This window comes from Agrococcus sp. Marseille-Q4369 (genome assembly GCF_018308945.1).
In the GTDB taxonomy this organism is placed as follows: Bacteria; Actinomycetota; Actinomycetes; order Actinomycetales; family Microbacteriaceae; genus Agrococcus.
The window spans coordinates 1,471,670-1,497,279 of record NZ_CP070501.1 but is presented as its reverse complement, the minus strand read 5'-3'; the positions used below and the strand labels follow the sequence as shown (position 1 = coordinate 1,497,279).

At 70.9% G+C, this 25,610-nt stretch carries 18 protein-coding genes; 14 read left to right on the top strand and 4 right to left on the bottom strand.

Features of this window, described 5'->3' with window-relative positions; translation table 11 throughout:
• Window positions 1–42: 42 nt before the first annotated feature.
• From JSQ78_RS07480 to JSQ78_RS07440, 9 genes are all read left to right on the top strand, one after another.
• Complete coding sequence (locus JSQ78_RS07480; protein ID WP_249295523.1) at window positions 43–1,800, top strand: lysine--tRNA ligase; 1,758 nt, start codon at window positions 43–45, stop codon at window positions 1,798–1,800.
• A 111-nt stretch (window positions 1,801–1,911) separates the two neighbouring features.
• On the top strand, window positions 1,912–2,622 hold the full coding sequence (locus tag JSQ78_RS07475) for a response regulator transcription factor (RefSeq protein WP_026373201.1): 711 nt from the start codon (window positions 1,912–1,914) through the stop codon (window positions 2,620–2,622).
• Window positions 2,619–3,785: a HAMP domain-containing sensor histidine kinase gene (locus JSQ78_RS07470; RefSeq protein WP_249295522.1), complete on the top strand. Its 1,167-nt coding sequence runs from the start codon at window positions 2,619–2,621 to the stop codon at window positions 3,783–3,785. The genes JSQ78_RS07475 and JSQ78_RS07470 overlap by 4 nt, the downstream gene beginning before the upstream one ends.
• 175 nt (window positions 3,786–3,960) lie before the next feature.
• Window positions 3,961–4,581, top strand: coding sequence for a DUF305 domain-containing protein (locus JSQ78_RS07465; RefSeq protein ID WP_211446768.1), 621 nt, complete (start codon window positions 3,961–3,963; stop codon window positions 4,579–4,581).
• A gap of 84 nt (window positions 4,582–4,665) precedes the next feature.
• A complete protein-coding gene (locus JSQ78_RS07460; RefSeq protein WP_211446766.1) occupies window positions 4,666–7,158 on the top strand; it encodes a heavy metal translocating P-type ATPase in 2,493 nt (830 codons plus the stop codon).
• The gene (locus tag JSQ78_RS07455) at window positions 7,155–9,584 is read left to right on the top strand and encodes a phosphoketolase family protein (RefSeq protein ID WP_211446764.1); all 2,430 of its coding nucleotides are present in this window, start codon (window positions 7,155–7,157) and stop codon (window positions 9,582–9,584) included. Before JSQ78_RS07460 ends, JSQ78_RS07455 begins: the two co-directional genes overlap by 4 nt.
• A gap of 64 nt (window positions 9,585–9,648) precedes the next feature.
• Window positions 9,649–12,843 carry a beta-phosphoglucomutase family hydrolase gene (locus JSQ78_RS07450; RefSeq protein ID WP_249295519.1) on the top strand — a complete coding sequence of 1,065 codons (3,195 nt, stop codon included), beginning with the start codon at window positions 9,649–9,651 and terminating at the stop codon, window positions 12,841–12,843.
• Window positions 12,840–13,892 carry a type II glyceraldehyde-3-phosphate dehydrogenase gene (locus JSQ78_RS07445; protein ID WP_211446762.1) on the top strand — a complete coding sequence of 351 codons (1,053 nt, stop codon included), beginning with the start codon at window positions 12,840–12,842 and terminating at the stop codon, window positions 13,890–13,892. The genes JSQ78_RS07450 and JSQ78_RS07445 overlap by 4 nt, the downstream gene beginning before the upstream one ends.
• Window positions 13,893–13,955: 63 nt before the next feature.
• On the top strand, window positions 13,956–14,231 hold the full coding sequence (locus JSQ78_RS07440; protein WP_211450663.1) for a hypothetical protein: 276 nt from the start codon (window positions 13,956–13,958) through the stop codon (window positions 14,229–14,231).
• 42 nt (window positions 14,232–14,273) lie between these two features.
• Here the strand turns inward: JSQ78_RS07440 and JSQ78_RS07435 are convergent, their stop codons facing one another.
• Genes JSQ78_RS07435 through JSQ78_RS07425 form a run of 3 tightly spaced genes read right to left on the bottom strand, consistent with a single transcriptional unit; the run spans window position 14,274 to window position 16,461 of the window.
• The gene (locus JSQ78_RS07435) at window positions 14,274–15,563 is read right to left on the bottom strand and encodes a CPBP family intramembrane glutamic endopeptidase (RefSeq protein WP_211446761.1); all 1,290 of its coding nucleotides are present in this window, start codon (window positions 15,561–15,563) and stop codon (window positions 14,274–14,276) included.
• Between the two features lie 26 nt (window positions 15,564–15,589).
• Entirely contained in the window at window positions 15,590–15,838 is a 249-nt protein-coding gene (locus JSQ78_RS07430) for a helix-turn-helix domain-containing protein (protein ID WP_211446760.1), read from the bottom strand.
• Window positions 15,838–16,461 (bottom strand): hypothetical protein, encoded by a 624-nt coding sequence (locus JSQ78_RS07425; protein ID WP_211446759.1) that lies wholly within the window; start codon window positions 16,459–16,461, stop codon window positions 15,838–15,840. The genes JSQ78_RS07430 and JSQ78_RS07425 overlap by 1 nt, the downstream gene beginning before the upstream one ends.
• A 193-nt stretch (window positions 16,462–16,654) precedes the next feature.
• On the opposite strand from JSQ78_RS07425, the gene JSQ78_RS07420 reads away from it, so the two are divergent.
• The 5 genes from JSQ78_RS07420 to JSQ78_RS07400 all read left to right on the top strand — a co-directional run bounded on the left by JSQ78_RS07420 (window position 16,655) and on the right by JSQ78_RS07400 (window position 24,167).
• The gene (locus tag JSQ78_RS07420; protein ID WP_211446758.1) at window positions 16,655–19,135 is read left to right on the top strand and encodes an ATP-dependent Clp protease ATP-binding subunit; all 2,481 of its coding nucleotides are present in this window, start codon (window positions 16,655–16,657) and stop codon (window positions 19,133–19,135) included.
• 162 nt (window positions 19,136–19,297) lie between these two features.
• A complete protein-coding gene (locus JSQ78_RS07415) occupies window positions 19,298–22,255 on the top strand; it encodes a cell wall-binding repeat-containing protein (RefSeq protein WP_211446757.1) in 2,958 nt (985 codons plus the stop codon).
• A gap of 93 nt (window positions 22,256–22,348) precedes the next feature.
• Window positions 22,349–22,900: a dihydrofolate reductase family protein gene (locus tag JSQ78_RS07410; RefSeq protein WP_211446756.1), complete on the top strand. Its 552-nt coding sequence runs from the start codon at window positions 22,349–22,351 to the stop codon at window positions 22,898–22,900.
• Window positions 22,901–22,951: 51 nt separating this feature from the next.
• The gene (locus JSQ78_RS07405) at window positions 22,952–23,482 is read left to right on the top strand and encodes an amino-acid N-acetyltransferase (RefSeq protein ID WP_021010956.1); all 531 of its coding nucleotides are present in this window, start codon (window positions 22,952–22,954) and stop codon (window positions 23,480–23,482) included.
• 28 nt (window positions 23,483–23,510) lie between these two features.
• Window positions 23,511–24,167, top strand: coding sequence for a hypothetical protein (locus JSQ78_RS07400; protein WP_211446755.1), 657 nt, complete (start codon window positions 23,511–23,513; stop codon window positions 24,165–24,167).
• A 10-nt stretch (window positions 24,168–24,177) separates the two neighbouring features.
• On the opposite strand, the gene radA is transcribed toward JSQ78_RS07400, so the two are convergent.
• Window positions 24,178–25,536, bottom strand: a complete 1,359-nt coding sequence (gene radA, locus JSQ78_RS07395) for a DNA repair protein RadA (RefSeq protein ID WP_211446754.1) — start codon at window positions 25,534–25,536, stop codon at window positions 24,178–24,180.
• Between the last annotated feature and the right edge of the window lie 74 nt (window positions 25,537–25,610).

Here is a 25,610-nt window from a genome sequence, read left to right as displayed (position 1 = left end):
CTCCGGCGCCCGAGCGGACGGCGCTCGGTAGGATCGGGAGTCGTGACCGAGACGCCGACCGCCCATGCCGAGATTGCCGGCGCATCCGCCGAGCACGAGCGCGCCGACTGGGTCTCGCGCCTCGCCGACGAGGTGGTCGCCGAGGCCGCAGCGCGCGGCACGAAGCCCGTCGCCGCATCCGGCATCTCACCCTCCGGCCCCATCCACCTCGGCAACTTCCGCGAGGTCATGAGCCCCCACCTCGTCGTCGACGAGCTGCAGCGCCGCGGCATCGACGCCGAGCATATCTTCAGCTGGGACGACTACGACCGCTTCCGGAAGGTGCCGGCCGGCATCGAGGGCGTCGACGAGTCGTGGGCCGAGCACATCGGCAAGCCGCTCACGAGCGTGCCCGCCCCGCCCGGGAGCGAGCACGAGTCGTGGGCCGCCCACTTCCGCAGCGCCGCGGAGGCCTCGTTCGCCGAGGCGGGCATCCGCTACCGCGGCATCAGCCAGACCGAGCAGTACCGGGCGGGCGCCTACACCGAGCAGATCCTGCACGCGATGCGCCACCGCCGCGAGATCGACGCGATCCTCGCGCAGTTCCGCACCCTGCCCGCCGCGAGGGACGAGGACGAGGAGCTGCAGCGCGCCCTCGACGCCTCCTCGGGCGCGGCGCGCGAGAGCGACGGCTCGGGCGGTGCCGAGTACTACCCCTACAAGCCCTACTGCACGAGCTGCGACAAGGACCTCACGACGATCGAGGCGTACGACGACGACTCGAGCGAGATGACGTACGCGTGCCAGTGCGGGCACCGCGAGACGGTGCTGCTGCGCGAGTTCCGCTCGGGGAAGCTCGTCTGGAAGGTCGACTGGCCCATGCGCTGGGCGTTCGAGCGCGTCGTGTTCGAGCCGAGCGGCGTCGACCACCAGTCGCCCGGCTCGTCGTTCCAGGTCGGGCTCGAGCTCGCGCCGGTGTTCGGCTGGCAGCGGCCGCTCGGCCCGATGTACGCATTCGTCGGCTTCGGCGGTGTCGCGAAGATGTCCTCCTCGCGCGGCGGCGCGCCCGTGCCCGCCGACGCGCTCGCCGTCATGGAGGCGCCGGTGCTGCGCTGGCTCTACGCCCGCCGCCGCATGAACCAGTCGTTCGACGTCGCCTTCGGCTCCGAGCTGCAGCGCACCTACGACGAGTGGGACGCGCTCGCGCGGAAGGCCGCCGCCGGCACCGCCCAGCCCGCCGAGCTCGCCGCGCTCGAGCGCGCGACCTCCACCGCGCACGAGCGGCTCCCCGAGACGCCGCGCCGGGTCGCCTACCGCACCCTCGCATCCGTCGTCGACATCACCTTCGGCGACGAGGCGCAGGTCCTGCGGATCCTGCGCGGCCTCGACGCCGACGATCCGATCACCGACCTCGACGAGCTGCGCCCGCGGCTCGACCGGGTCGAGGCGTGGGTCGCGACCCACATGCCCGCCGACGAGCACACGATCGTGCGCGCCGAGCCCGACCGCGAGGCGCTCGACGCGCTCACCGAGGGGGAGCGGGATGCGCTCCGGCTGCTGCTCGACGGCGGCGGGGGCCTGCCGCCGATCGAGGAGGCGTGGACGCTCGACGGGCTCACGAACCAGGCGTACGGCGTCGCGAAGGTGCAGCGCGGGCTCGAGCCCGACGCGATCGTGAAGGGCGACAAGGAGCTCTCGGGCGCGCAGCGCGCGTTCTTCGCGCTGCTCTACCGACTGCTCGTCGGCCGCGAGACCGGCCCGCGCATCCCCACGCTCCTGCTCGCGATCGGCCGCGAGCGCGTGCGCGAGCTGCTCACCTGACTCCACGCGCCGCGAGCAGCTCCGCTCGCGCAGCCTGATGGAAGCGCATCGACATCGGACGGCGATGCGCACGCCCCGGCACGCATCCCGCGGTTCGGGCAGGATGAGGGGATGGTGACCTCGGCCGACGTCGGACCCCGGGTGCTCGTGGTCGAGGACGAGGAGCCGCTGGCCCGGTTGGTCGCGACCTACCTCGAGAGAGGACGGTTCGAGGTCCGCACGACTGGCGACGGCGCGGATGCGATCGCCATCGCCCGCGAATGGGATCCGGACGTCGTGGTGCTCGATCTCGGTCTTCCGGGCGCGGACGGGGTCCGGGTGTGCCGCGCGCTCCGGACGTTCTCCGACTGCTACGTCGTGATGCTCACCGCGCGCGCGGAGGAGGTCGACAAGCTGGTCGGGCTCGCGGTCGGCGCGGACGACTACCTCACCAAGCCGTTCAGCCCGCGCGAGCTGGTCGCACGCGTGAAGACGATGATGCGACGGCCGCGCGAGCGTGCTCGGCGAGCGGCCGAGCCGCCACTCACGTTCGGCAGCCTCACGCTGGATGCAGCGGGCAGGGAGGCCCTGGTCGATGGCCGGCCGGTGCGCTTGACGAGGACGGAGTTCGACGTCCTGATGGCGCTCGCGACCCGGCCAGAGCTCGCGCTCTCCCGCAGGGAGATCATCGATGCAGTCTGGGGATCGGACTGGGTCGGGGACGAGCACCTCGTCGACGTCCACGTCGCGCACGTGCGCCGCAAGCTCGGGGATGACCCGGCCGCCCCCGACTTCGTCCGCACCGTGCGCGGCGTCGGCTATCGCATGGGCGCCGGTCGGTGAAGGGTCGGTGGGCGCTCGTCGGTCGCTCGAGGCTGCAGGCGAGGGGGCTGCGCGCTCGCCTGCTGGCGGCGATCGCCATCGCGGTCGGCGTCGGCTCTCTGACCGCGTGGGCCGTGGGCTCAGCCGTGGGGCCGCCCATCTTCCACGCGCACCTGCTCGAATCCGGGACCGCAGACCCGGCCGTCAATCGGCACGCAGAAGAAGCCTTCCGCACCGCCTCGGCGTTGAGCCTCTCACTGGCGCTCGTCGCCGCCGCCGTCACGTCGATCGTCATCAGCGCCTTCCTCGCGCGCCGGATCCAGCGCCGACTCGCCGGGGTCCGCAGCGCGGCGGAGCAGGTCGCGGTCGGCGACTACTCGGCTCGCGCTCCGCTGCTCGGCATGGGGTCGGAGTTCGACGAGCTCGCGCGGGCGTTCAACCGCATGGCGGTCGACCTGGCGGGGCTCGAGGTCGCGCGTACCCGGATGCTGAGCGAGCTCGCTCACGAGATGAGGACGCCGGCCGCCGTGCTCGAGGCCTACCTCGAAGCCATTCGCGATGGCGTCGCCCGTGCCGACGCACCGACCATCGAGATGCTGCGAGCACAGGTCGCGCGCCTCACTCGCCTGAGCCAGGACATCGCGCTCGTCACGACGGCCGAGGAGGGGCGGCTCGCCATGCGGCGCACCCGTGTGCCGGCGGGGCGGGTCCTCGATGACGCTGCCGCCCAGATCATCGGCCGTGCCGTCGCCGCAGGCGTGGCGTTCAGCGTGGACGTACCACCGAGCGCCGCCGCTGCACTGCTCGACGCCGATGTCGATCGGCTGGGTCAAGTGCTCACGAACCTGCTGGACAACGCGCTGCGGCACACCCCGGCCGGTGGTCACGTGCGCCTCGGCGCTGCTCGCGTCGGCGCCCTGCTCCGGATCACGGTGCGGGACGACGGGGAGGGCATCCCGCAGGAGCACGTGCCCCGCATCTTCGATCGCTTCTACCGCGTCGATACCGCGCGCGATCGGGCTCACGGCGGCTCGGGGGTAGGGCTGGCCATCGTCCGGGCGATCACGGAGGCCCACGGCGGCTCCGTGAGTGCCGCCAGCGGCGGGCCAGGACAGGGAACGGTGATCGCGGTCGAGCTGCCCTTGGCGCCGGACGGGTCGTGCAGTCTCGGGGCCGGGTCATGAAGGTTCCGTGAAGTCGCTCACCCGAACGGACCCGGGACTCCGCATCCTCGGTAGACATGAGGGTGAACCGAGTGCGGACGCTCTGGGCAGATGAGTCCCGGCACCACCGATCCGGGCCGCGGTCCCGGACCGGCGGAGACCCCGCACTGCGAACACTCGAGGAGAGATGAACCTGATGAAGAGCATCCGCAAGCTCGGTGCCGTCGCCGGCACCGCGATCGTGGTGTCCCTCGCGCTCGCCGCCTGCAGCGGCGCCAGCAGCACCACGACACCCGATGCGACACCTCCAAGCGCTGCACCGACCGCGTCTTCGACCGGGGAGGCCGGCGCGAGCCACAACGACGCCGACACCATGTTCGCCCAGATGATGATCGTCCACCACGAGGGCGCCATCGAGATGGCTGACCTCGCCGTCGAGCGGGCGGCGAGCGAAGAGGTCCGATCCCTCGCGGAGGGGATCTCCGCTGCCCAGGGGCCCGAGATCGAGAAGATGACCTCGTGGCTCGAGGCGTGGGGCGAGGAGACCATGAGCATGGGCGGCATGGACCACGGCGGGATGGACATGGACGGCATGAGCCAGGAGGAGGCCATGGCGGAGCTCGCGGGCCTCTCCGGGGTCGAGTTCGATCGCCGATTCCTCGAGCTCATGATCGCGCACCACGAGGGCGCCGTCGAGATGGCGCAGACCGAGCTGGAAGACGGTCAGAACACCGAGGCGCTCGCGCTCTCCGAGCAGATCGTCGCGGATCAGGAGGCGGAGATCGCTGAGATGCAGCAGCTGCTGTCGACAATCTGACGGGCTTCTGGCATCGTCGGGATCACCGCGTCGATCCCCCTGATGCTGGTCCTCACGACGCACTACTGAGAGGAACGATGCGCCATGGGTGAGACGGAAGAGACCGTCGTCATGGAGATGGTGGGAGTGCACTGGGCGTCCTCGAAGGCCGTCACGGAGACCAGTCTGTCCCGTCGTCCCGGCGTGACGCGCGTGGATGCCAATCCCGTCTCGCAGACCGCGACCGTCACGTTCGACCCGACGGTGACGTCGATCGCCGACCTGACCGAATGGATCCGCGACTGCGGCTATCACTGCTCCGGCCAGTCCGTGCCCGACCACCTCTGCGACCCGATGGGCGATCACGCGGCTCGGGGTGACGGCGACTCCCACCACAGCCAGGGTGCCGGATCCATCGCCCACGCCGCACATGCCGACGCCGGGCCGGCCCGCGACAGCCGGCTCGGTACCCGCGAGGCGCAGGACGTCATGGGTCACGGCGGCGGCCACGGCATGTCGATGGGATCGATGATCCGCGACATGCGGAACCGCTTCCTGGTGGCGGCGATCCTCTCGGTGCCGATCACGCTGTGGTCGCCGATCGGGCGCGAGGTCCTCGGCTTCACCGTCCCGGCGCCGTTCGGCCTGCGCGACGACGTCTTCGCGCTCATCCTCTCCCTGCCGGTGATCTTCTACGCGGCGTGGATCTTCTTCGACGGCGCCTACCGGGCGCTGCGCGCGCGGACGCTCGACATGATGGTCCTCGTCGCCGTGGGCGTGGGAGCGGGATGGATCTACAGCCTCGTCGTCACCCTCACGGGCGGCGGGGAGGTGTTCTACGAAGCGGCCACCGTGCTGGCCACCTTCGTGCTGCTGGGGCACTGGGTCGAGATGCGGGCCAGGGGCGGTGCGAACGATGCGGTGCGCACGTTGCTCGAGCTGGCGCCGCCGAAGGCTCTCGTCATCCGCGACGGCGAGACCATCGAGCTTCCGACGGCCGAGGTGATGCCCGGCGACCTGATGCTCGTGCGCCCCGGATCGAAGATCCCGACGGATGGGGTGGTGGAGTCGGGCGAGTCGGAGATCGACGAGTCCATGGTGACGGGGGAGAGCCTGCCCGTCTCCAAGTCGCCCGGAGCCGACGTGATCGGCGCGTCCGTGAACACCACCGGGACGCTGCGGGTCAGGGCGACCCGAGTCGGCGCCGATACCGCACTGGCGCAGATCGTCGCCCTCGTGCAGGAGGCGCAGAACTCGAAGGCCCCCGGTCAGCGGCTCGCGGATCGGGCAGCGTTCTGGCTCGTCTTCGTCGCGCTGATCGGAGGGTCGGCCACATTCCTTGCCTGGTGGCTCGCGGGCGCTGGCGTTCCGCAAGCCATCCTCTTCGCCATCACCGTCGTCGTCATCACCTGCCCCGATGCCCTGGGCCTCGCCACGCCGACGGCCATCATGGTGGGCACCGGGCTGGGAGCCAAGCGCGGCATCCTGTTCAAGAACGCGACCGCCCTCGAGACCGCGTCCGGCATCGACACCGTGGTGATGGACAAGACCGGCACCCTGACCAAGGGGGAGCCGGAGGTCACCGACTTCATCGCCCACGGCATCGACGAGGACGAGCTCCTGGCGCTCGTCGCCGCGGTCGAGCGGGAGTCCGAGCACCCGCTGGCGGGGGCCGTCGTGGACTACGCCGTCGCCCGCGGCGTCCGCTCGACGACGGCGAGCGCCTTCCGGAACGTGCCTGGGCACGGCGCCGGCGCGACCGTCGACGGACGGAAGATCTTCGTCGGCAACCGCAAGCTGATGGTCGGCGAAGGGATCGACCTGGCCCTCGTGGCACAGGAGCGGGAGTCCCTCGCGTCGACGGGCCGGACCGCCGTGCTCGTGGCCGTGGACGGCAGGGCTGTCGGCGTCATCGCCCTCGCCGATGCCGCACGCGAGACTGCCGCACCCGCTGTCGCGGCCCTGCACGAAGCCGGCATCGAGGTCGTCATGCTCTCCGGAGACAACGAGGCGACCGCCAACCGGATCGCCGCCCAGCTCGGCATCGACACCGTCATCGCCGAGGTCCTGCCCGGTGACAAGGCTGTCAAGATGCGGGAGCTGCAGCAGGCCGGCAAGCGCGTGGCGATGGTCGGGGACGGCGTGAACGACGCGCCCGCGCTGGCTCAGGCAGACCTGGGCATCGCGATCGGCGCCGGCACCGACGTGGCCATCGAGACCGCAGACGTCGTGCTGATGCGATCCGATCCGCTCGATGTCCCCATCGCCCTGACGATCGGCAAGGGCACCGTGCGCAAGATGCGTCAGAACCTGGCGTGGGCGATCGGGTACAACGTCATCGCCCTGCCGATCGCAGCCGGAGTCTTCTATCCCGCGTTCGGACTCATGCTCAGCCCCGAGATCGCCGCGATCTCCATGTCCGGTTCCAGTGTGATCGTCGCCGTGAACGCCCTGCTGCTGAAGCGCTTGCGCTTGCCGAGCCCCGTCGAAGCCGCAGCCGGTGCGAAGCGCGACCGGCCGCTCCCGGAGCCGAGCGGTGCCCGGCAGCCGTCCCAGCAGGTGAAGGCCGAATCGTCTGAGAGACAGGAGACCCCGTGAACGCGCAGGGCCAGCCCGAGCCGGCAACCGTCCTCGACCCCCAGCAACTGGAACGCATCCACGCCTGGTGGCGGGCGGCCAACTACCTGTCGGTGGGACAGATCTACCTCATGGACAATCCGCTCCTCCGCGAGCCGCTGCTGCCCGAGCACGTCAAGCCGCGCCTCCTCGGCCACTGGGGGACGACCCCCGGGCTCAACTTCATCTACGCGCACCTCAACCGGGCGATCATCGAGCGAGACCTCGACACGATCTACGTCATGGGCCCCGGGCACGGCGGGCCGGGCCCGGTGGCGGCGGCGTGGCTCGAAGGCACGTACAGCGAGACCTACCCGAACATCTCGCAGGACGCCGTGGGGATGGAGCGGCTGTTCCGCCAGTTCTCGTTCCCCGGTGGGATTCCCAGCCATGTCGCGCCGGAGACTCCCGGCTCGATCCACGAGGGCGGGGAGCTTGGCTACGCGCTCTCGCACGCCTACGGTGCGGCGTTCGACAATCCGGAGCTGATCGTCGCCGCCGTGGTGGGTGACGGCGAGGCGGAGACCGGTCCCCTTGCCGCGAGCTGGCATTCGAACAAGTTCATCGATCCGGCCCGCGACGGCACCGTGCTGCCGATCCTCCACCTGAACGGCTACAAGATCGCGAATCCGACAGTGCTGGACCGGATCGACCGGGACGAGCTGCACGGCCTGCTGCGGGGCTACGGCCACACGCCGCACTACGTCGAGGGCGATGATCCCGGGCAGATGCACCAGGACTTCGCCAGAGCTCTGGACGCCTGCCTCGACCAGATCGCGGAGATCAAGCGGCGAGCCCGCGAGGACGGCACGAACGAGCGTCCTCGCTGGCCGATGATCGTGCTGAGGTCCCCGAAGGGCTGGACAGGGCCAGCCGAGGTGGACGGGAAGAAGGTCGAAGGCTCCTGGCGCTCCCACCAGGTGCCCTTCAGCGCCGCTCGTGAGGACGACGGCCACCGAAAGGTGCTGGAGGACTGGCTGCGCAGCTACCGTCCCGAGGAGCTGTTCGACGAGAGCGGTGCTCCCGTCGAGGCGATCCGGACCCTGCACCCGACGGGCGCCCGCCGGATGAGCGCGAACCCCCATGCGAACGGCGGCGTGCTGCTTCGCGCATTGCGCATGCCGGAGTTCCGCGACTATGCGGTCGCGGTGACGGAACCGGGCACGGGGGCGGTCGAGTCCACGCGAGTGCTGGGCGAGATGCTGCGAGACGTGATGGCGATGAACTCGGACACCTTCCGGGTCTTCGCCCCGGACGAGAACAACTCCAACCGACTGGACGCAGTGCTCGAGGCGACGGATCGGACATGGAACGCGCGCACGGTGCCGGAAGACGATCGCCTCGCCCGAGACGGCCGAGTGATGGAGATCCTGTCCGAGCACACCTGCCAGGGTTGGCTCGAGGGCTATCTGCTGACGGGCCGACACGGGTTCTTCTCGTGCTACGAGGCGTTCGTGCACATCGTCGACTCGATGTTCAACCAGCACGCCAAGTGGCTCGACACCGCCAACCGCATCGAATGGCGCAGACCCATCGCATCGCTGAACTACCTGCTGACCTCGCACGTGTGGCGGCAGGATCACAACGGCTTCTCGCACCAGGATCCGGGCTTCATCGATCACGTGATCAACAAGAAGCCAGAGGTGATCCGCGTCTACCTGCCGCCGGACGCGAACACGCTGCTGTCCGTCGCCGATCACTGCCTGCGAAGCCGCCAGTACGTCAACGTCATCGTGGCGGGCAAGCAGCCGCAGCTGCAGTACCTCGACATGGAATCCGCCGTCGTGCACTGCACCAAGGGGATCGGCATCTGGGAATGGGCGAGCTCCGACGCGGGTGCCGAGCCCGACGTCGTGATGGCTTGCGCCGGCGACGTGCCGACGATGGAGACGCTCGCGGCCGTCGACTTCCTGCGCACTCGCTTCCCCGACCTGCGCATCCGAGTGGTCAACGTCGTCGACCTCATGCGGCTGCAGGACGATGCTGAGAACCCGCACGGGCTGACGGACCGCGACTTCGACGCGCTCTTCACGACAGGCGCGCCGGTGATCTTCGCCTACCACGGCTACCCCTGGCTGATCCACCGGCTGACCTACCGGCGCACGAACCACCACAACTTCCACGTGCGCGGGTACAAGGAGGAGGGCACGACCACCACCCCGTTCGACATGTGCGTGCTCAACCAGATCGACCGCTTCAGTCTGGCCATCGACGTGATCGACCGCGTTCCGCGGCTTCGCGAGAGCTCAGCCCACGTGCGCGAGGAGCTCAAGGACAAGCTGCTCGAGCACCGCCAGTACATCCGAGTCCACGGCGAGGACATGCCAGAGATCACCGACTGGCAGTGGTCGTGGGGGCCCGATCCGGCAGGCCGGCCGCAGAGCGGCACCGTGGACCGATCCGTCTAGCATGCGGCTGTCCAGCCGAGCCGGTGGCGCGACGGAGCCCGAACCGACGCGCCACGAGCCCGCGGTGCCCTACGAGGCGGTGCTGTTCGACATGGATGGGGTGGTCACCCAGACCGCGGTCGTGCACGCGGCGGCGTGGAAGCAGCTCTTCGATGAGGTTCTGCGAGATCCTCGGCTCTCGACCGCCGATGCGGCACGGCCATTCGACGAGGGTGAGGACTACCGGCGCTACGTCGACGGGAGGCAGCGCGAGGATGGAGTGGTCGCGTTCCTCGCGTCGCGCGGCATCCGACTGCCCGACGGCAGTCCAGAGGACGGGCCGGACGAGTGGTCGGTCTACGGGCTCGGTGCGCGCAAGAACGTGCTGTTCCTCGAATCGGTGCGCCGCGCGGGCGTAGCCGCCTATCCGGGAACCGTCGCCCTGCTGAAGCGCTTGCGCTCGGGCGGGGTTCCTGTGGGCCTTGTCACCGCGAGCCGCAACGCTCGCGCTTCGCTGGTTGCAGCCGGGCTCGACGTCGAGTTCGACGTGATCGTCGACGGGCAGACCGCTGCGGAGGAGCGGCTGCCGGGCAAGCCGGATCCGGCGATGTTCCTCGCGGCGGCGCGCCTGCTCGGCGTACCGCCGGCGCGCGCGGCGGTCGTGGAGGATGCTGTCTCCGGTGTCGAGGCTGCTCGACGCGGCGGCTTCGGGCTCGTGGTCGGCATCGACCGCACGGGGAACCGCGAGCAGCTCGAGCTGGCCGGCGCCGATGTCGTGCTGGGAGACGTCTCACAGCTCGACCTGGGCGCCACCGAGGCCGACTCCTGGACCCTGGTCTACGACGGCTTCGACCCTGCGCACGAGGGCCATCGCGAGGCGCTGACCGCTCTGGGCAACGGGTACATGGCGACCCGAGGGGCGCGTCCCGAGCATCACGATGACGGCGTGCACTATCCCGGCACGTACTTGACAGGGGTCTACAACCGTGCCACCGGCGTGATCCATGGTCACGCGCTCGAGGAGGAGCACCTGGTCAACGTCCCCAACTGGCTGCCGCTCGACCTCCGCATCGGGGATGGGCCGTGGTGGTCGAGCGGGGGGATCCGAGTCGTGGAGGAGCGGAGCGAGCTCGACCTGCGTCGCGGGGTCCTCACGCGCCGAGCCACCTTGATCGGAGAGTCCGGCCAACGACTCAGCATCCTCCAGCGGCGGCTGGTCGCGATGCACAACCCTCACCTCGCGGGGTTGGAGACCACCATCACGGCCGAGGGCTTCAGCGGCGCCGTCGGCGTTCGGGTCGGCATCGATGCGGCCGTGGCGAACGGCAACGTCCGCGCCTATGCCAGCACCCGGCATCTCTCCGACCCCTCGTTCACCGAGGCGGCCATCGACACGGTGCTGTGCGAAGTCAGCACCGTGCAGAGCCGGATCGGCATCGCGCTCGCCGTTCGGACCACGCTCACGGGCGATGCGACCGTGACGCCACGCGCCGCTGAGCGCGACGGCGCGGCTCACTGGCGGCAGTTCGACCTCCGGCTCGCGGACGGCCTGCCGGTCACGATCGACAAGGATGTCGCCGTGGTCACCTCCCGCGACGGTGCCATCGCGTCCCCCGGCGCTGCCGCGCTGACCGAGCTGGACCGTCGGCGCCCGGGCTTCGAGGCGCTGCTGACCGAGCATGTGGCGGCGTGGCGGCGCTTGTGGGATCGATTCGCGATCGCGCTCGATTCCGATCAGCAGTCACGCTTGCTCCTCAACCTGCATGTCTTCCATCTCCTCCAGACCATCTCCGTGCACAGCGCAGCGCTCGATGCCGGGGTGCCCGCCCGCGGTCTCCACGGCGAGGGCTACCGGGGGCACGTCTTCTGGGACGAGCTGTTCTTCATGCCGGTCGTCGGGTTGCGATGCCCTCGGGTCGGTCAGGCGCTGCTGGAGTACCGCTGGCGGCGGCTGGATGCCGCTCGGGCCGCGGCGCGCGCGCAAGGACTCGAGGGGGCGCTCTTCCCCTGGCAGAGCGGCAGCGACGGACGCGAGGAGACCCCGCGAGAGCTGTACAACACGCGCTCGGCCCGCTGGATGCCGGACAACTCGAGCCGTCAGCGCCATGTCGGGCTCGCGGTGGCCTTCAACGCGTGGCAGCACTTCCAGGCCACCGGCGACCGGGACTGGCTCGCAGCGCGCGGTGCGGAGCTCATCGTCGAGGTCACCCGGATGTTCGCGTCGTCGGCACGCTGGGAGCCCGAGACGGGCAGATACCACATCGACGGCGTGATGGGGCCCGACGAGTACCACGATGGATACCCGCACGCGCCGGGCGAGGGCCTGCGCGACAACGCCTACACGAACGTGCTCGTGTCGTGGCTCTGCGACCGCGCCGCCGATGCGCTGGAGGAGCTGCGAGGTCATCCCGGTGACGACCTCGTAGACCGGCTGCACATCACGACGGACGAGATCCGTATGTGGTCCGTGCTCGGCAGCCGTCTTGCTGTGCCGTTCCACGCCGATGGCGTGATCAGCCAGTTCGACGGCTATGAGCAGCTGCTCGAGCTCGACTGGCAGCGCTACCGCGCCACGTACGGCAACATCGGGCGGCTCGATCTCATCCTCGAGGCCGAGGGCGACATGGCCAACCGCTACAAGCTCTCGAAGCAGGCGGATGTGCTCATGCTGATCTACCTCCTCGGGCCCGCCGGCGTGATCGAGCAGCTGCATCATCTCGGCTACGAGTGCTCGGAGCGGGACCTCGAGCGCACGATCGCGTACTACCTCCCCCGAACCGCGAACGGCTCGACGCTCAGCCGTGTCGTGCACGCCTCGGTCCTGGCCCGATTCGACGAGGTGCAGGCTTGGTCCACGTTCCGGGCGGCCTTGATCGCAGACCTGGATGACACGCAGGGCGGCACCACGCGCGAGGGGATCCACCTCGGGGCGATGTCCGGGACGATCGACATCGTGATCCGTGCCTTCGCCGGCCTGCGGACCGAGGCGGATGCGCTCATCCTCGATCCCCGCCTGCCCGGCCACCTCGAGGATGCGGGCTTCCAGATCGGCTACCGGGGCCATCGGATCGACGTGTCCCTGAGCCGAGATCTCGTGACGGTCTCGCTGCTGCCGTGCGGCGCACCTCCCGTCCGGGTCGGAGTCGCGGGACGCTTCGCGCTCCTCTCGGGAGGCGAGAGCGAGCGGTTCCCGCTGGCGCGAGGGACGCGCGGGGATGCGCGGTCGGCGACGAGCGCGCAGGATCCAACACACCGAACCAACCGGGAGGATGGGCGATGAGCAAGACCAGGGTGGCCGTCAACGGATACGGCGTGATCGGGAAGCGGGTCGCCGACGCGGTGCGGCTGCAGCCAGACATGGAGCTCGTCGGCGTCGCCGACGTCGCGACCGATTGGCGCATCATGGCCGCGAGAGGCAAGGCGCCGATCTTCGGCGCGACCGACGACGCGGCGCGCGCCATGCGTGCGGCTGGATTGGACATCGCCGGCACGCTGGAGGATCTCATCAGCGCGGTCGACATCGTGGTGGACACCACTCCGAAGCGCGTCGCGGCTGGCAACATCCAGCGGTACCGGGATGCCGGGGTCAGGTTCGTGCTCCAGGGTGGGGAGTCGCATGAGACGACCGGGCACTCCTTCGTCGCGCAGGCGAACTACGAGAGCGCGCTCGGTCGCGAGAGCACCCGGGTCGTGTCGTGCAACACGACGAGCATCGTGCGCGTGCTGGGCGCGCTGCATGACGCCGGCCTCCTCTCGAGCGCTCGAGGGGTGCTGATCCGACGTGCCACGGATCCATGGGAATCGCACCTGGGCGGCATCATGAACACCGTCGTCCCGGAAGCGAGGATCCCCTCGCATCAAGGGCCGGACGCGCAGACGGTGATGCCTGAGCTCGACCTCGTCACCATCGCGGCGAAGGGCGCGCACACGGAGACGCACAACCACTACTGGACCCTTCGGATGACGAAGCAGGTGACCCGGGATGAGGTGCTCGACGCGTTCCGCGCCGCTCCGCGCGTCGCGTTCATCCGGATGTCCGACGGTCTCGTCGCGCTGAACTCCACGATCGAGCTCATGCGTGACCTCGGCCGACCGCGGGGCGACATGTGGGAGGTGGCGATCTGGGAGGATCTGGTCACCGTGCAGGACGACGAGGTGTACTTGACCTACCAGGTCCACAACGAGTCGATCGTCGTGCCGGAGACCATCGACGCGATCCGTGCGCTGACCGGGAGCGCGCCCGACGCTGCCTCCTCGATGCGGATGACCGACGCGACGCTCGGCATGACGGGCGACTTCCTGACGCCTTCGCCCGGCCAGCCGAAGTGAATCGGACCGGGTCGCCGGCTCGCGGCGCCCGCAGGGCGGCGCAGCGAGCGATAGGATCACCGCATGCCTGAGAGCTGGTGGGGGAACGCGATCTTCTCGCTCATCCCGACGATCGTGCTCGGGCTGCTGTTCTGGATGGTGCTGCGGTTCATCATCCGCGGCGACCGCACCGCCCGGCTCGAGTACGACCGCATCGAGGCCGAGGAGCGCGCGAAGGCGGGTCTGCCTCCCAGGGGATCGGCGGATGCGTCCGCGGCCGCACCGAGCACGGCTCCGGCCGCGCAGGCGGCCGAGCGCGCATCCGCGTCCACGCCGTCGCCCGACGACCCAGCCCGCTGACGCGCGGGCGGCGCCGCCGGCCATCGCGGACGTCGGACGGCGTCAGCGCATGACGGGTGCCGCGACCTGCGGCTCGAGCCGCGCTTGCGGCACGAGCAGCTCGGCCCCTGGCGCGCCCTTCGTCCAGCGCTGCTCCTTGCGCAGGAAGAAGTGCACCGCGAGGTAGCTCGCGCCGAGCGCGAGGATCGCGATGCCGAGCGAGAGCCAGTCCTCGCCCGAGACGGGCTGCGATGAGAACGCCGACGTGCCGGTGAGCGCGAGCGGCACCATGATGAAGACGTTGTTCGCCGTGTGCAGCACCGACGCGGCCTCGAGGCCGCCGGTGCGGAACGTGAGCATCGAGCACGTGAAGCCGACGAGCGAGAGCTGCAGCGTCGCGGCGATCGATGCATGCATGTGCGCGGCGCCGAAGATGAGGCCCGTGAGCGCGCCGATGCCGATCGAGGCGACCCAGGGGTTCGCGATCCACCCGCCGAGCATCTGGGTGAGGAAGCCGCGGAACGCGAACTCCTCGCCCGTCGCCTGCAGCGGGGTCGTGAGCAGGATGATCGCGACGAGCCCCCAGTTGGGGTTCCACTGCCACTCGATGCTCGGGTCGAGCGAGAGCGTGACGCCGATGTAGATGGCGAAGATCGGCACGATCACGATCGCCGCGCGGCCGACGGTCGCCCAGCGCCAGCGGCCGACGACGCTCGAGACGTAGCCGCCGGCGCCCTTGCCGAAGGCGGCGGCCGCGACGATCGCGCCCGGGATCATCGAGGCCCACGAGAGGTTGACGCCCGCCATGCCGAGCGGCGAGCCGATGACCTCGAACAGCGCGTCGAAGGCCGCGGAGTCCGGGTTGGTCGACGCCTCGGCGAGGTCGAGGTCCAGCAGCGCGTCGACGAGGCCGGGCATGATGAGCGCGAGCATGACGATCTGCCCGGCGGCGAAGAACCCGATCGCGATCGCCCAGGCGAGGAACCAGCGGCCGACGCGCTTCGTGAGCGGGCGGAAGGCGTTCGCGTACGCCTGGTCGGGCATCGGGAGCGCTGCCGGCAGCAGCGCCGGCTTCGAGGGCGGCGGGGCGGATGCGTAGCCCTGCGGCGCATAGCCGTAGCCCGGCTGGCCGTAGGCCTGCGGGGGGTACGACGGCTGCCCGTAGCCCTGCGGCGCCGGCTGGCCGTAGCCGCCGTAGCCCGGCTGGCCGACCGGCGCGGGCGGGAGCACCGGCTGGCCGTACTGCGGCTGGGCAGCGCTCGGCTGCGGGTAGCCCTGCTGGGCAGGCTCGTGGCCGGTCTCGGGCTGGACGGGCTGCGGCTGCTCCCAGGGCTGGGCGGGCTGATCGTTCACCTGGCTCCTTCGACGTCGTCCCGAGGCTATCGGGGCGAGCCAGGCGTTCCGTGTGGGCGCACCTCGAACAGGTCGCCCGGCTGGCACTCGAGCGCATCGCACAGCGCGATGAGGGTGGAGAAGCGGATGGCCCTGGCGCGGTCGTTCTTGAGCACCGAGAGGTTGACGAGGCTCACGCCGACCGCCGCGGCGAGCGCCGTGAGCGTCATCCCGCGCGCCTCCAGCAGCTCGTCGAGCCGGCAGTGCAAGCGCGAGAGGTCCTCCTCCGCCGGCACTAGACGAGCCCTTCCGTGTCGCGCTGCAGCCGCGCGCCGACCGAGAAGACCGTGCTGGCGAGCGCGCCGACGAAGGCGAGCATGACGAAGGGGAAGGGGTCGACCGCGATCACCGGGGTCTCGAAGTCACCGCCGGACAGCGCGGCGACCGCGCCGTTCGCGCCCATGTTCGCGAAGAGGGGCACGAGCGCGGCGCCGATGACGGCGGTCAGTCCGGCCGTCGCCACGAGCGCGGTGTTGCGCCGCGAGAAGACACGACCGCGGAGGATGCTGACGGCGAGCCACAGCAGCGATCCCACGACGACGAGCACCGTGGCGACCAGCGCCGCCTGCTCGAGCACGAGCGCGACGAGGGACGGGATGGGCAGCTCGGCTGCCACGACGACCGCTCGGTCGAGCTCGATCGTCACGGGGTCGCCGCCCGGCCCGATCGGTGCCTCGGCTCGCGTGCCGGCGAAGCGCAAGGGCACGCGCACCGCGCCGCCGCCCAGCAGCTCTGCGACGCGCACGACGCCGGCGACGGCGACGGAGACGGCGATCGCGGCGCCCGCGACGACGAAGGCGGCGAGCGAGGCGGCGTCGCCGCGGGCCAGGGTCCGGCTGGAACTCGCGGTGGATGTCATGATGGCTCCTTGCGATCGAGTTATCGATCCTCATTGTTATCGACCGTCGATACGTTAACGACGGTCGACAAGGACGTCAAGCGCGCGCCGCGCACGGCGGCCTCCACGCATCCGTCGTTCGTGCCCACAGCGAACACGGCCGCGGCGTCCCCCACCCCGCGGCTACGCTCGAGATCAACGAAGGGAGGCAGCGATGTTCGAGAGGTTCACCGACCGCGCTCGCCGAGTCGTGGTGCTCGCTCAGGAAGAGGCGAAGCTGCTCAACCACAACTACATCGGCACGGAGCACATCCTGCTCGGCCTCATCCACGAGGGCGACGGCGTCGCAGCCAAGGCCCTCGAGCAGCTCGGCATCTCGCTCGATGCCGTCCGCGCGCAGGTGCAGGACATGATCGGCACCGGCAGCCAGCAGACGACGGGCCACATCCCGTTCACGCCGCGCGCCAAGAAGGTGCTCGAGCTGAGCCTGCGCGAGGCGCTGCAGCTCGGCCACAACTACATCGGCACGGAGCACGTGCTGCTCGGCCTCATCCGCGAGGGCGAGGGCGTCGCCGCCCAGGTGCTCGTCAAGCTCGGCGCCGACCTCAACCGGGTGCGCCAGACCGTCAACCAGCTCCTCGCCGGCTACCAGGGCAAGGAGTCGACCACGGTCGGCGGTGACACGACCCAGCAGTCCGACACCAAGGGCTCGCAGATCCTCGACCAGTTCGGGCGCAACCTCACGCAGGCCGCGCGCGACGGCAAGCTCGACCCCGTCATCGGCCGCGAGAAGGAGATCGAGCGGGTCATGCAGATCCTCTCGCGCCGCTCGAAGAACAACCCCGTGCTCATCGGCGAGCCCGGCGTCGGCAAGACGGCCGTCGTCGAGGGCCTCGCGCAGGCGATCATCAAGGGCGAGGTGCCCGAGACGCTCAAGGACAAGCAGGTCTACACGCTCGACCTCGGCAGCCTCATCGCCGGCAGCCGCTACCGCGGCGACTTCGAGGAGCGCCTCAAGAAGGTGACGAAGGAGATCCGCACGCGCGGCGACATCATCACCTTCATCGACGAGATCCACACGCTCGTCGGCGCGGGCGCCGCCGAGGGCGCGATCGACGCGGCCAACATCCTCAAGCCGCTCCTCGCGCGCGGCGAGCTGCAGACGATCGGCGCCACGACGCTCGACGAGTACCGCAAGCACTTCGAGAAGGATGCCGCGCTCGAGCGCCGCTTCCAGCCCATCCAGGTCAACGAGCCGTCGGTCGCCCACACGATCAACATCCTCAAGGGCCTGCGCGACCGCTACGAGTCGCACCACAAGGTGACGATCACCGACGGCGCGCTCGTCGCTGCGGCGAACCTCGCCGACCGCTACGTGCAGGACCGCTTCCTGCCCGACAAGGCGATCGACCTGATCGACGAGGGCGGCGCCCGCCTGCGGCTGTCGATCCTCTCGGCACCGCCGGAGCTGCGCGAGTTCGACGAGCGCATCGCCGACGTCCGCTCCCGCAAGGAGGGGGCGATCGAGGGCCAGGACTTCGAGGCGGCTGCGCGCCTGCGCGACGAGGAGAAGGAGCTGCTCGGCGAGCGGCTGCGGCTCGAGAAGCACTGGCGCTCCGGCAACGGCGGCCACACGGGCATCCTCGACGAGGGCGTCATCGCAGAGGTGCTCGCGAACGCGACCGGCATCCCGGTGTTCAAGCTCACCGAGGAGGAGTCGGCGCGCCTCGTCTTCATGGAGAAGGCGCTGCACCAGCGCGTCATCGGCCAGGAGGAGGCCGTGAGCGTGCTCGCGAAGACGATCCGCAGGCAGCGCGCGGGCCTCAAGGACCCGCGTCGCCCCTCGGGGTCGTTCATCTTCGCCGGCCCCACGGGCGTCGGCAAGACCGAGCTCGCCAAGGCGCTCGCCGAGTTCCTGTTCGACGACGAGGACGCCCTCATCTCGCTCGACATGTCGGAGTTCAGCGAGAAGCACACCGTCTCGCGGCTCTTCGGCGCCCCTCCCGGGTTCGTCGGCTTCGAGGAGGGCGGCCAGCTCACCGAGAAGGTGCGCCGCAAGCCGTTCTCGGTCGTGCTCTTCGACGAGATCGAGAAGGCGCACGTCGACATCTTCAACTCGCTGCTGCAGATCCTCGAGGAGGGCCGCCTCACCGACGGCCAGGGCCGCGTGGTCGACTTCAAGAACACGGTCATCATCATGACCACGAACCTCGGCACGAAGGACATCTCGGGCGGGCCCGTCGGCTTCGTGCTCGAGGGCTCGAGCGAGAACGACTACGAGCGGATGCGCGCGAAGGTCCGCGAGGAGCTCAAGAAGAACTTCAAGCCCGAGTTCCTCAACCGCGTCGACGAGACGATCGTCTTCCCGCAGCTCAGCCCGGACGAGCTGCTGCAGATCGTCGACCTGTTCATCAAGCGCCTCGCGGAGCGCCTGATGGACCGCGACATGACGATCGAGCTCACCGAGGCGGCCAAGCGCCGGCTCATCCACATCGGCCACGACCCGGCGCTCGGCGCTCGGCCGCTGCGCCGCGCGGTGCAGCACGAGGTCGAGGATGTGCTGAGCGAGAAGATCCTGCACGGCGAGCTGGGCTCGGGGGAGCACGTCACGGTCGACTTCGTCGACGACGAGTTCGTCTTCACCCACACGTCGCCGGAGCCGCACGAGCCGGAGCTCGCGCCCGCCGGCGCCTGACCCGCGCAGCTGAGGAGGGGACCCCGAACGGGGTCCCCTCCTCGCGATTCACCCACCATTCACCGATCCGACTCCCGGAGGGGTCGCCAATCGGCCCCGCGCTCCATAGGCTCAGTCACGGTGCCCCGCACCACCCCCTGTCACCTTGCCTTCGGAGATCCTGTGAACACCAAAGCGAAGCGCTCGCTCGCGGCCGGAGCCGCCTGCGCGCTGGGCGTCGGGCTGCTCGTGAGCACCCCGACGGTCGCGAACGCCGCGCCCATCACCGTCGACCCGACGACCACGGCGGTCGTCAACCTCCTGCACTTCAACGACTTCCACGGCCGACTCGACGCGACGACGACCGTGCAGTTCGCCGGCACGATCGAGCAGCTGCGCGTCGACTATCCCGAGTCGACCGTCCTGCTCTCGGGCGGCGACAACATCGGCGCATCCGCCTTCACGTCCGCCTCGCAGGGCGACGAGCCGACGATCGAGGTGCTGAACGCCATGGGCGTCGACGCCGCCGCGGTCGGCAACCACGAGTTCGACAAGGGTGTCGACGACCTCACCGGCCGCGTGGCCGACCTCATCGAGTTCCCCTACCTCTCGGCGAACGTCACGCTGAACGGCGCTCCGATCGGCCCCGCGTACGAGCTCGTCGAGATCGACGGCATCACCGTCGGCGTCGTCGGTGCCGTGACGGAGTTCACGCCGTCGCTCGTCGACGGCTCCGGCATCGTGGGCGTCGAGTTCGGCGACCCGGTGGTCGCCGTCAACGAGGTCGCAGCCGCCCTCTCCGACGGCAACGCCGCGAACGGCGAGGCCGACGTGATCGTCGCCGAGATCCACGAGGGCTCGCAGGTCGTGCTCCCGGTCAACGCCCCGCAGGCCGACCAGCAGGCGCTGCTCGGTGCCGACGCGGCTGCCGGCGGTCCCTTCGGCGACATGGTCAACAGCCTCTCCGCCGACGTCGACGTCATCTTCAACGGCCACACGCACCGCACCTACTCGTGGCTCGCGCCCGTGCCGGGCGTCGCGGGCGAGACGCGCCCCATCGTGCAGTCGAACGAGTACTCCAACCTCGTCGGCCAGGTCGTCCTGGCGGTCGACCGCGCGTCGCTCGACGTCTCGGTCGAGGTGCTCACGAACCACGCGCGCACGACCGCTCCTGCCGCCGACCTCGTCGCCGCGTTCCCGCGCGTCGCGGCCGTCAAGCAGATCGTCGACGCGGCGGTCGCCGAGGCCGCAGTGATCGGCAACGTCGAGGTCGGCACGATCTCGGGCCCGATCACCGTGCCGGCGCTCTCGAACGGCAACCGCGGCGAGGAGTCGACCGCGGCGCAGATGGTCGCGAACATGTACCGCGACCAGCTCGCCCCCGAGGGCCGCGGCGGCGCCGAGATCGGCATCGTCAACCCGGGTGGCGTGCGCGACAGCCTGCTGTACGCCGCGACCTCGCCCGAGACCGAGGACGGTGTCGTGCGCCTCGCCGAGGCGAACAACGTGCTGCCGTTCATCAACAACCTCTGGACGATCACGATGACCGGTGCTGAGCTCGACCTGCTGCTCGAGCAGCAGTGGCAGCGCGACGCCGCAGGCGTGCCGCTCGCGACGGGCCGCACCTACCTGCAGCTCGGCCTGAGCGACAACGTCACGTACGTCTCCGACCCGTCGCGGGCGATCGACGACCGCGTGAGCGACATCGCGATCGACGGCGAGTTCGTCTCGCCCGACCAGGAGATCCGCATCGCGAGCGCCTCGTTCCTCATGGGCGTCAACGGCGGCACCCCTGGCGACAACTTCTGGGCGTTCGCCGAGGGCACCGACGAGCGCGACTCGGGCCTCGTCGACCTCGACGCGCTGCTCGCGTACCTCGCCGACAACCCGGGCCTCGCGCCCGACTACTCGGTGCGGCACGTCGACGTCGTCGGCCTGCCGGAGGGCGCGGTCGCCGCGGGCTCTGAGCACACCGTCGAGGTGCGCCAGCTCGACCGCATCCGCTCGCTCGGCGCCGAGGCGTCCGAGACGGTCGAGATCGTGGACGAGACCGGTGCCGTCGTCGGCACGGGCGACGTCGTCGTCAACACCGATGCCTCCGGCAACCCGCTCACGACGTCGGCGACCGTGACGTTCACGGTCTCGACGCCCGAGGCCACGGTCGCCGGCCCCGTCACCGCCGCCTACGCGGTGCGCACCGCTACGAGCGAGGTGCCGTTCCAGCTCGAGGTCGTCGAGCCCACGTCCCGCATCGCGGGCGAGGACCGCTTCCAGACCGCGGTCGAGATCTCGAGGGCCGCGTACCCCGAGGGCGCTCCGGTCGTCTACGTCGCGAGCGGCGAGCGCTGGCCCGACGCGCTCACGGCAGCCCCGGCCGCCGCGCACGAGGGTGGCCCGCTCCTCCTCGCGCGCCACGGCTCGGTGTCCTACGACGTGCTCGCCGAGATCGACCGGCTCGGCGCCGAGCGCGTCGTGATCGTCGGCGGCGAGCCGACGCTCAGCGCCGCGGTCGAGGCGTCGATCGGCGAGGTCGACGGCGTCACGACGATCGACCGGATCGCCGGCGCCGATCGCTTCGAGACGAGCCGCCTCGTCGCGGAGTACGCGTTCGAGTCGGCCGACGGCGCGTACGTCGCCACCGGCCTGCGGTTCCCCGACGCCCTCTCCGCGGGTGCCGCGGCGGGCCACCTCGACATGCCGCTCGTCCTCGTCGACACGCGCGAGGCCGTCCCGGCCGCGACGATCTCGACGCTCGAGGGCCTCGGCGTTGCGCGGGTCCGGATCGTCGGCGACACCAAGGCCGTGCCGTCGTCGAACGCCGCACAGTTCGTCGACGCCGGCTTCAGCGTCCGCCGGCTCGGCGGGGTCGACCGCTTCGCGACCAGCGCGATCGTGACGGCCTCGGCGTTCGACGCGGCTCCGAACGGCGCCTACCTCGCCTCCGGGTACAGCTTCCCCGACGCCCTCGCGGGCGGCGCGGTCGCCGGTGCCCAGGGTGCGCCCCTGCTGATCAGCACCTCGGCGTGCGTGCCTTCGCGCGTGCTCGCTGAGCTCGACCGACTGCAGCCCACCTCGGTGACGCTGCTCGGCGGGGAGCCGTCGCTCTCGGCCACGGTTGCGTGGCTCGGCAGCTGCGACTGATCGGCTGATCGATCGATCGCGGAGGGGCGGGGCTGCGGCTCCGCCCCTCCGTCGTCCGCCCGCGTGTGGGCGGTGCGCCCTAGCGTCCCGCCCATGGCACGCATCATCTTCGACACCGCGACGACCATCAACGGCTTCCTCGCCGACGACGAGCACTCGCTCGCGTGGCTCTTCGCCGTCGACGGCGGCACCGATCCCGACGACACCCTGCTGCCGGCCGACGCGACGGTGATGGTGCTCGGCGCACACACCTACGAGTGGATGCTCCGCGAGTGGCACGCGACGGGGCGGGATCAGGCGTGGCACGACTTCGCGGGCGAGCGGCCGGCGTTCGTCTTCACGACCCGCGAGCTGCCCGTGCCGGAGGGTTCCGACATCCGCTTCCTCCGGGGCTCGGTCGCCGACGCGCTGCCGGAGCTGCGGGCGGCGGCCGGCGACGGCGACATCTGGGTTGTGGGCGGCGGCGACCTCGCCGGCCAGTTCCTCGACGCGGGCGCGCTCGACGAGGTTGCGATCTCGGTCGCGCCCGTCGCGCTCCCGAGCGGCGCGCCGCTCATGCCGCGCCGGGTCGAGTCCGACCGGCTCACGCTCGTCGAGGTGCGTCGGGTGGGGCAGTTCGCGCGGCTCGTCTATCGGGTCGCCTGAGCTCCAGCGCGCGGGTGGGCTCGAACGGGGAGGGGCGTAGGCTCGATCCCTATGGCCGACGCACCCGCTCCTGCCCCCGATCGCTCCGAGCTCACCGTGCGGGCCGCGCGCACGAGCGACGTGCGCGCGATGCGCGACCTCATCGAGCCCTACGTGCGCCGACGCATCCTGCTCGGCAAGGAGCTCGTGACGCTCTTCGAGGCCGTGCAGGAGTTCGTCGTCGCGGAGCGCGACGGGCAGGTGGTCGGCTGCGGCGCGCTCCACGTCATGTGGGAGGACCTCGGCGAGGTGCGCACCATCGCCGTCGCGGAGGGTGCGCTCGGCAAGGGCGTCGGCCACGCCATGCTCGTCGACCTCGAGGAGCGCGCGCGGCAGCTGGGGCTCACGCGGCTGTTCTGCCTCACGTTCGAGACCGACTTCTTCGGCCGCCACGGCTACGAGGAGGTCGCCGAGCAGGTCGTCGAGCCCGAGGTCTTCGTCGAGCTGCTGCGCTCGGCCGACGGCGGCGTCGCCGAGTTCCTCGACCTCGCGCACGTGAAGCCCAACACGCTCGGCAACACACGCATGCTCAAGCGGCTGTGAGCCCGCGTCCGACGCCTACCCTGGATCGGTGAGCACGCCGAAGACAGCCAAGCGCCGCGCCGCGGTGCGTCGGCGTCGCACGCTGCTCGGCCTCGTGCTCGTCATCGCGGTCGCCGCTGCCGCGCTGCTCGTCTGGCGGCCGTGGGAGCCGGGCGAGGCACCGCCGCCCGCGACCCCGCCGAGCGAGATCGCGAGCGCCGCGCCCGTCGAGTCGGAGACGCCCACGCCGACCCCGACGACGCCGTTCACCCCGATCGGCGGAAGCCCGAGCGCCGCGCCCGGTGAGCCGTGCGCGCCCGAGGCCGTGCGCATCACGCCGACGACCGATCACTCGACGTACGCGGCCGGCGAGCCCGTGCTGCTGTCGTTCACGATCGAGAACACCGGGGAGAGCGCGTGCTCGCTCAACGCCGGCACCGCCGTGCAGGAGTACGAGATCCGCACGGGCGATGAGGTCGTCTACCGCTACACCGACTGCGCCGCCGACGTGCAGGACAACATGGTGCAGCTCGAGCCCGCGACGCCGCAGTCGACCGTGCCGATCGAGTGGGACCGCACCCCGTCGTCGATCGAGACGTGCACGGCCGAGCGCCCGCAGGTGACGGCGGGCGGTGCCGCCTACAACCTCAGCGTGCGGGTCGGCGACTACGCGAGCGCCGAGAGCCGGCAGTTCATCCTCGAGTGAGGCCGGCGGCTCAGAAGCCGGGGACGGCTTCGAGCGGGTCGTGCTGCCGCTGGCGGCGGCCTGCCGCGAGCGTCTCGGCGACGGCGCTTCGCACGAGCGCGACGCCCTCGTCGACGACTCGCGCGTAGCCGAGCCTGCGCGCCTCGGCCGCTCGCCGCTTCGCCGCCGAGGCGGCGCGGATCTCGCCCGCGAGCGAGATCTCGCCGACCGCGGCGAGCTCACGGGGCAGCGCGGTGTTGCGGAAGGCGCTCGCGATCGCGAGCGCGATCGCGAGGTCGGCGCCCGGCTCGGTGACGCGGATGCCGCCGACGGTCGAGACGTAGACGTCCTGGTTGCCGAGCGCGATGCCGGCGTGCCGCTCGAGCACCGCGATGACCATCGCGACGCGCGAGGAGTCGACGCCGTTCACGACCCTGCGCGGCTGAGCGGTCGACGCGGGCACGACGAGGGCCTGCATCTCGACCGGGAGCGCGCGGCGGCCCTCGAGCGCGATCGTCACGCACGTGCCGGCGAGCGGCGTCGCGGAGCGCGAGAGGAAGAGGCCGGAGGGGTCGGGCACCTCGAGGATGCCGTCGCCCGTCATCTCGAAGCAGCCGACCTCATCGGTCGGCCCGAAGCGGTTCTTCGAGGTGCGCACGAAGCGCAGCGCCGTCTGCCGATCGCCGTCGAAGTGCGCGACGACGTCGACGAGGTGCTCGAGCACGCGGGGACCGGCGACCGAGCCGTCCTTCGTGACGTGGCCGACGAGCAGGAGCGGCACGCCCGCATCCTTCGCGGCCCTCGTGAGCGCGGCGGCGACGTCGCGCACCTGGCTCGGCCCGCCCGCGAGCGACTCGTTCGCGGCGTTCGCGACCGTCTGCACGGAGTCGACGATCACGAGCTCCGGCGCGGTGTCGCGCACCTGGCCGAGGATCGTCGCGAGGTCGGTCTCACTCGCGAGGTACAGCTGCGGCTCGAGCGCGCCCGTGCGCTCGGCGCGCAGCCGCACTTGCGCGATCGACTCCTCGCCCGAGACGTAGAGCACGCGGCGGCCGCTCGAGGCAGCGCGCGCGGCGACCGCGAGCAGCAGCGTCGACTTGCCGACGCCCGGCTCGCCCGAGCACAGCACGACCGCGCCCGGCACGATGCCGCCGCCGAGCACGCGGTCGAACTCGGCGATGCCCGTCGGCCAGCGCGGCGCCTCCGCCGTCTCGAGCGCGGTGATCGGCCGGGCCGCGCGAGACGCGGGCACCGAGGCCGCGGCGACGCCCTTCGCGGGCATGCCGACCTCCTCGACGGTGCCCCACTGCTGGCACTCCCCGCAGCGCCCGACCCACTTGAGGGTCGTCCACCCGCACTCGGAGCAGCGGAACGCGGGGGACTTGGCCATGCGATCGACGCTATCGGCCGCCGCCGACATGCCGTCGACGACGCGAGCGCGAGTGTGCACGATCGCGGGTCATG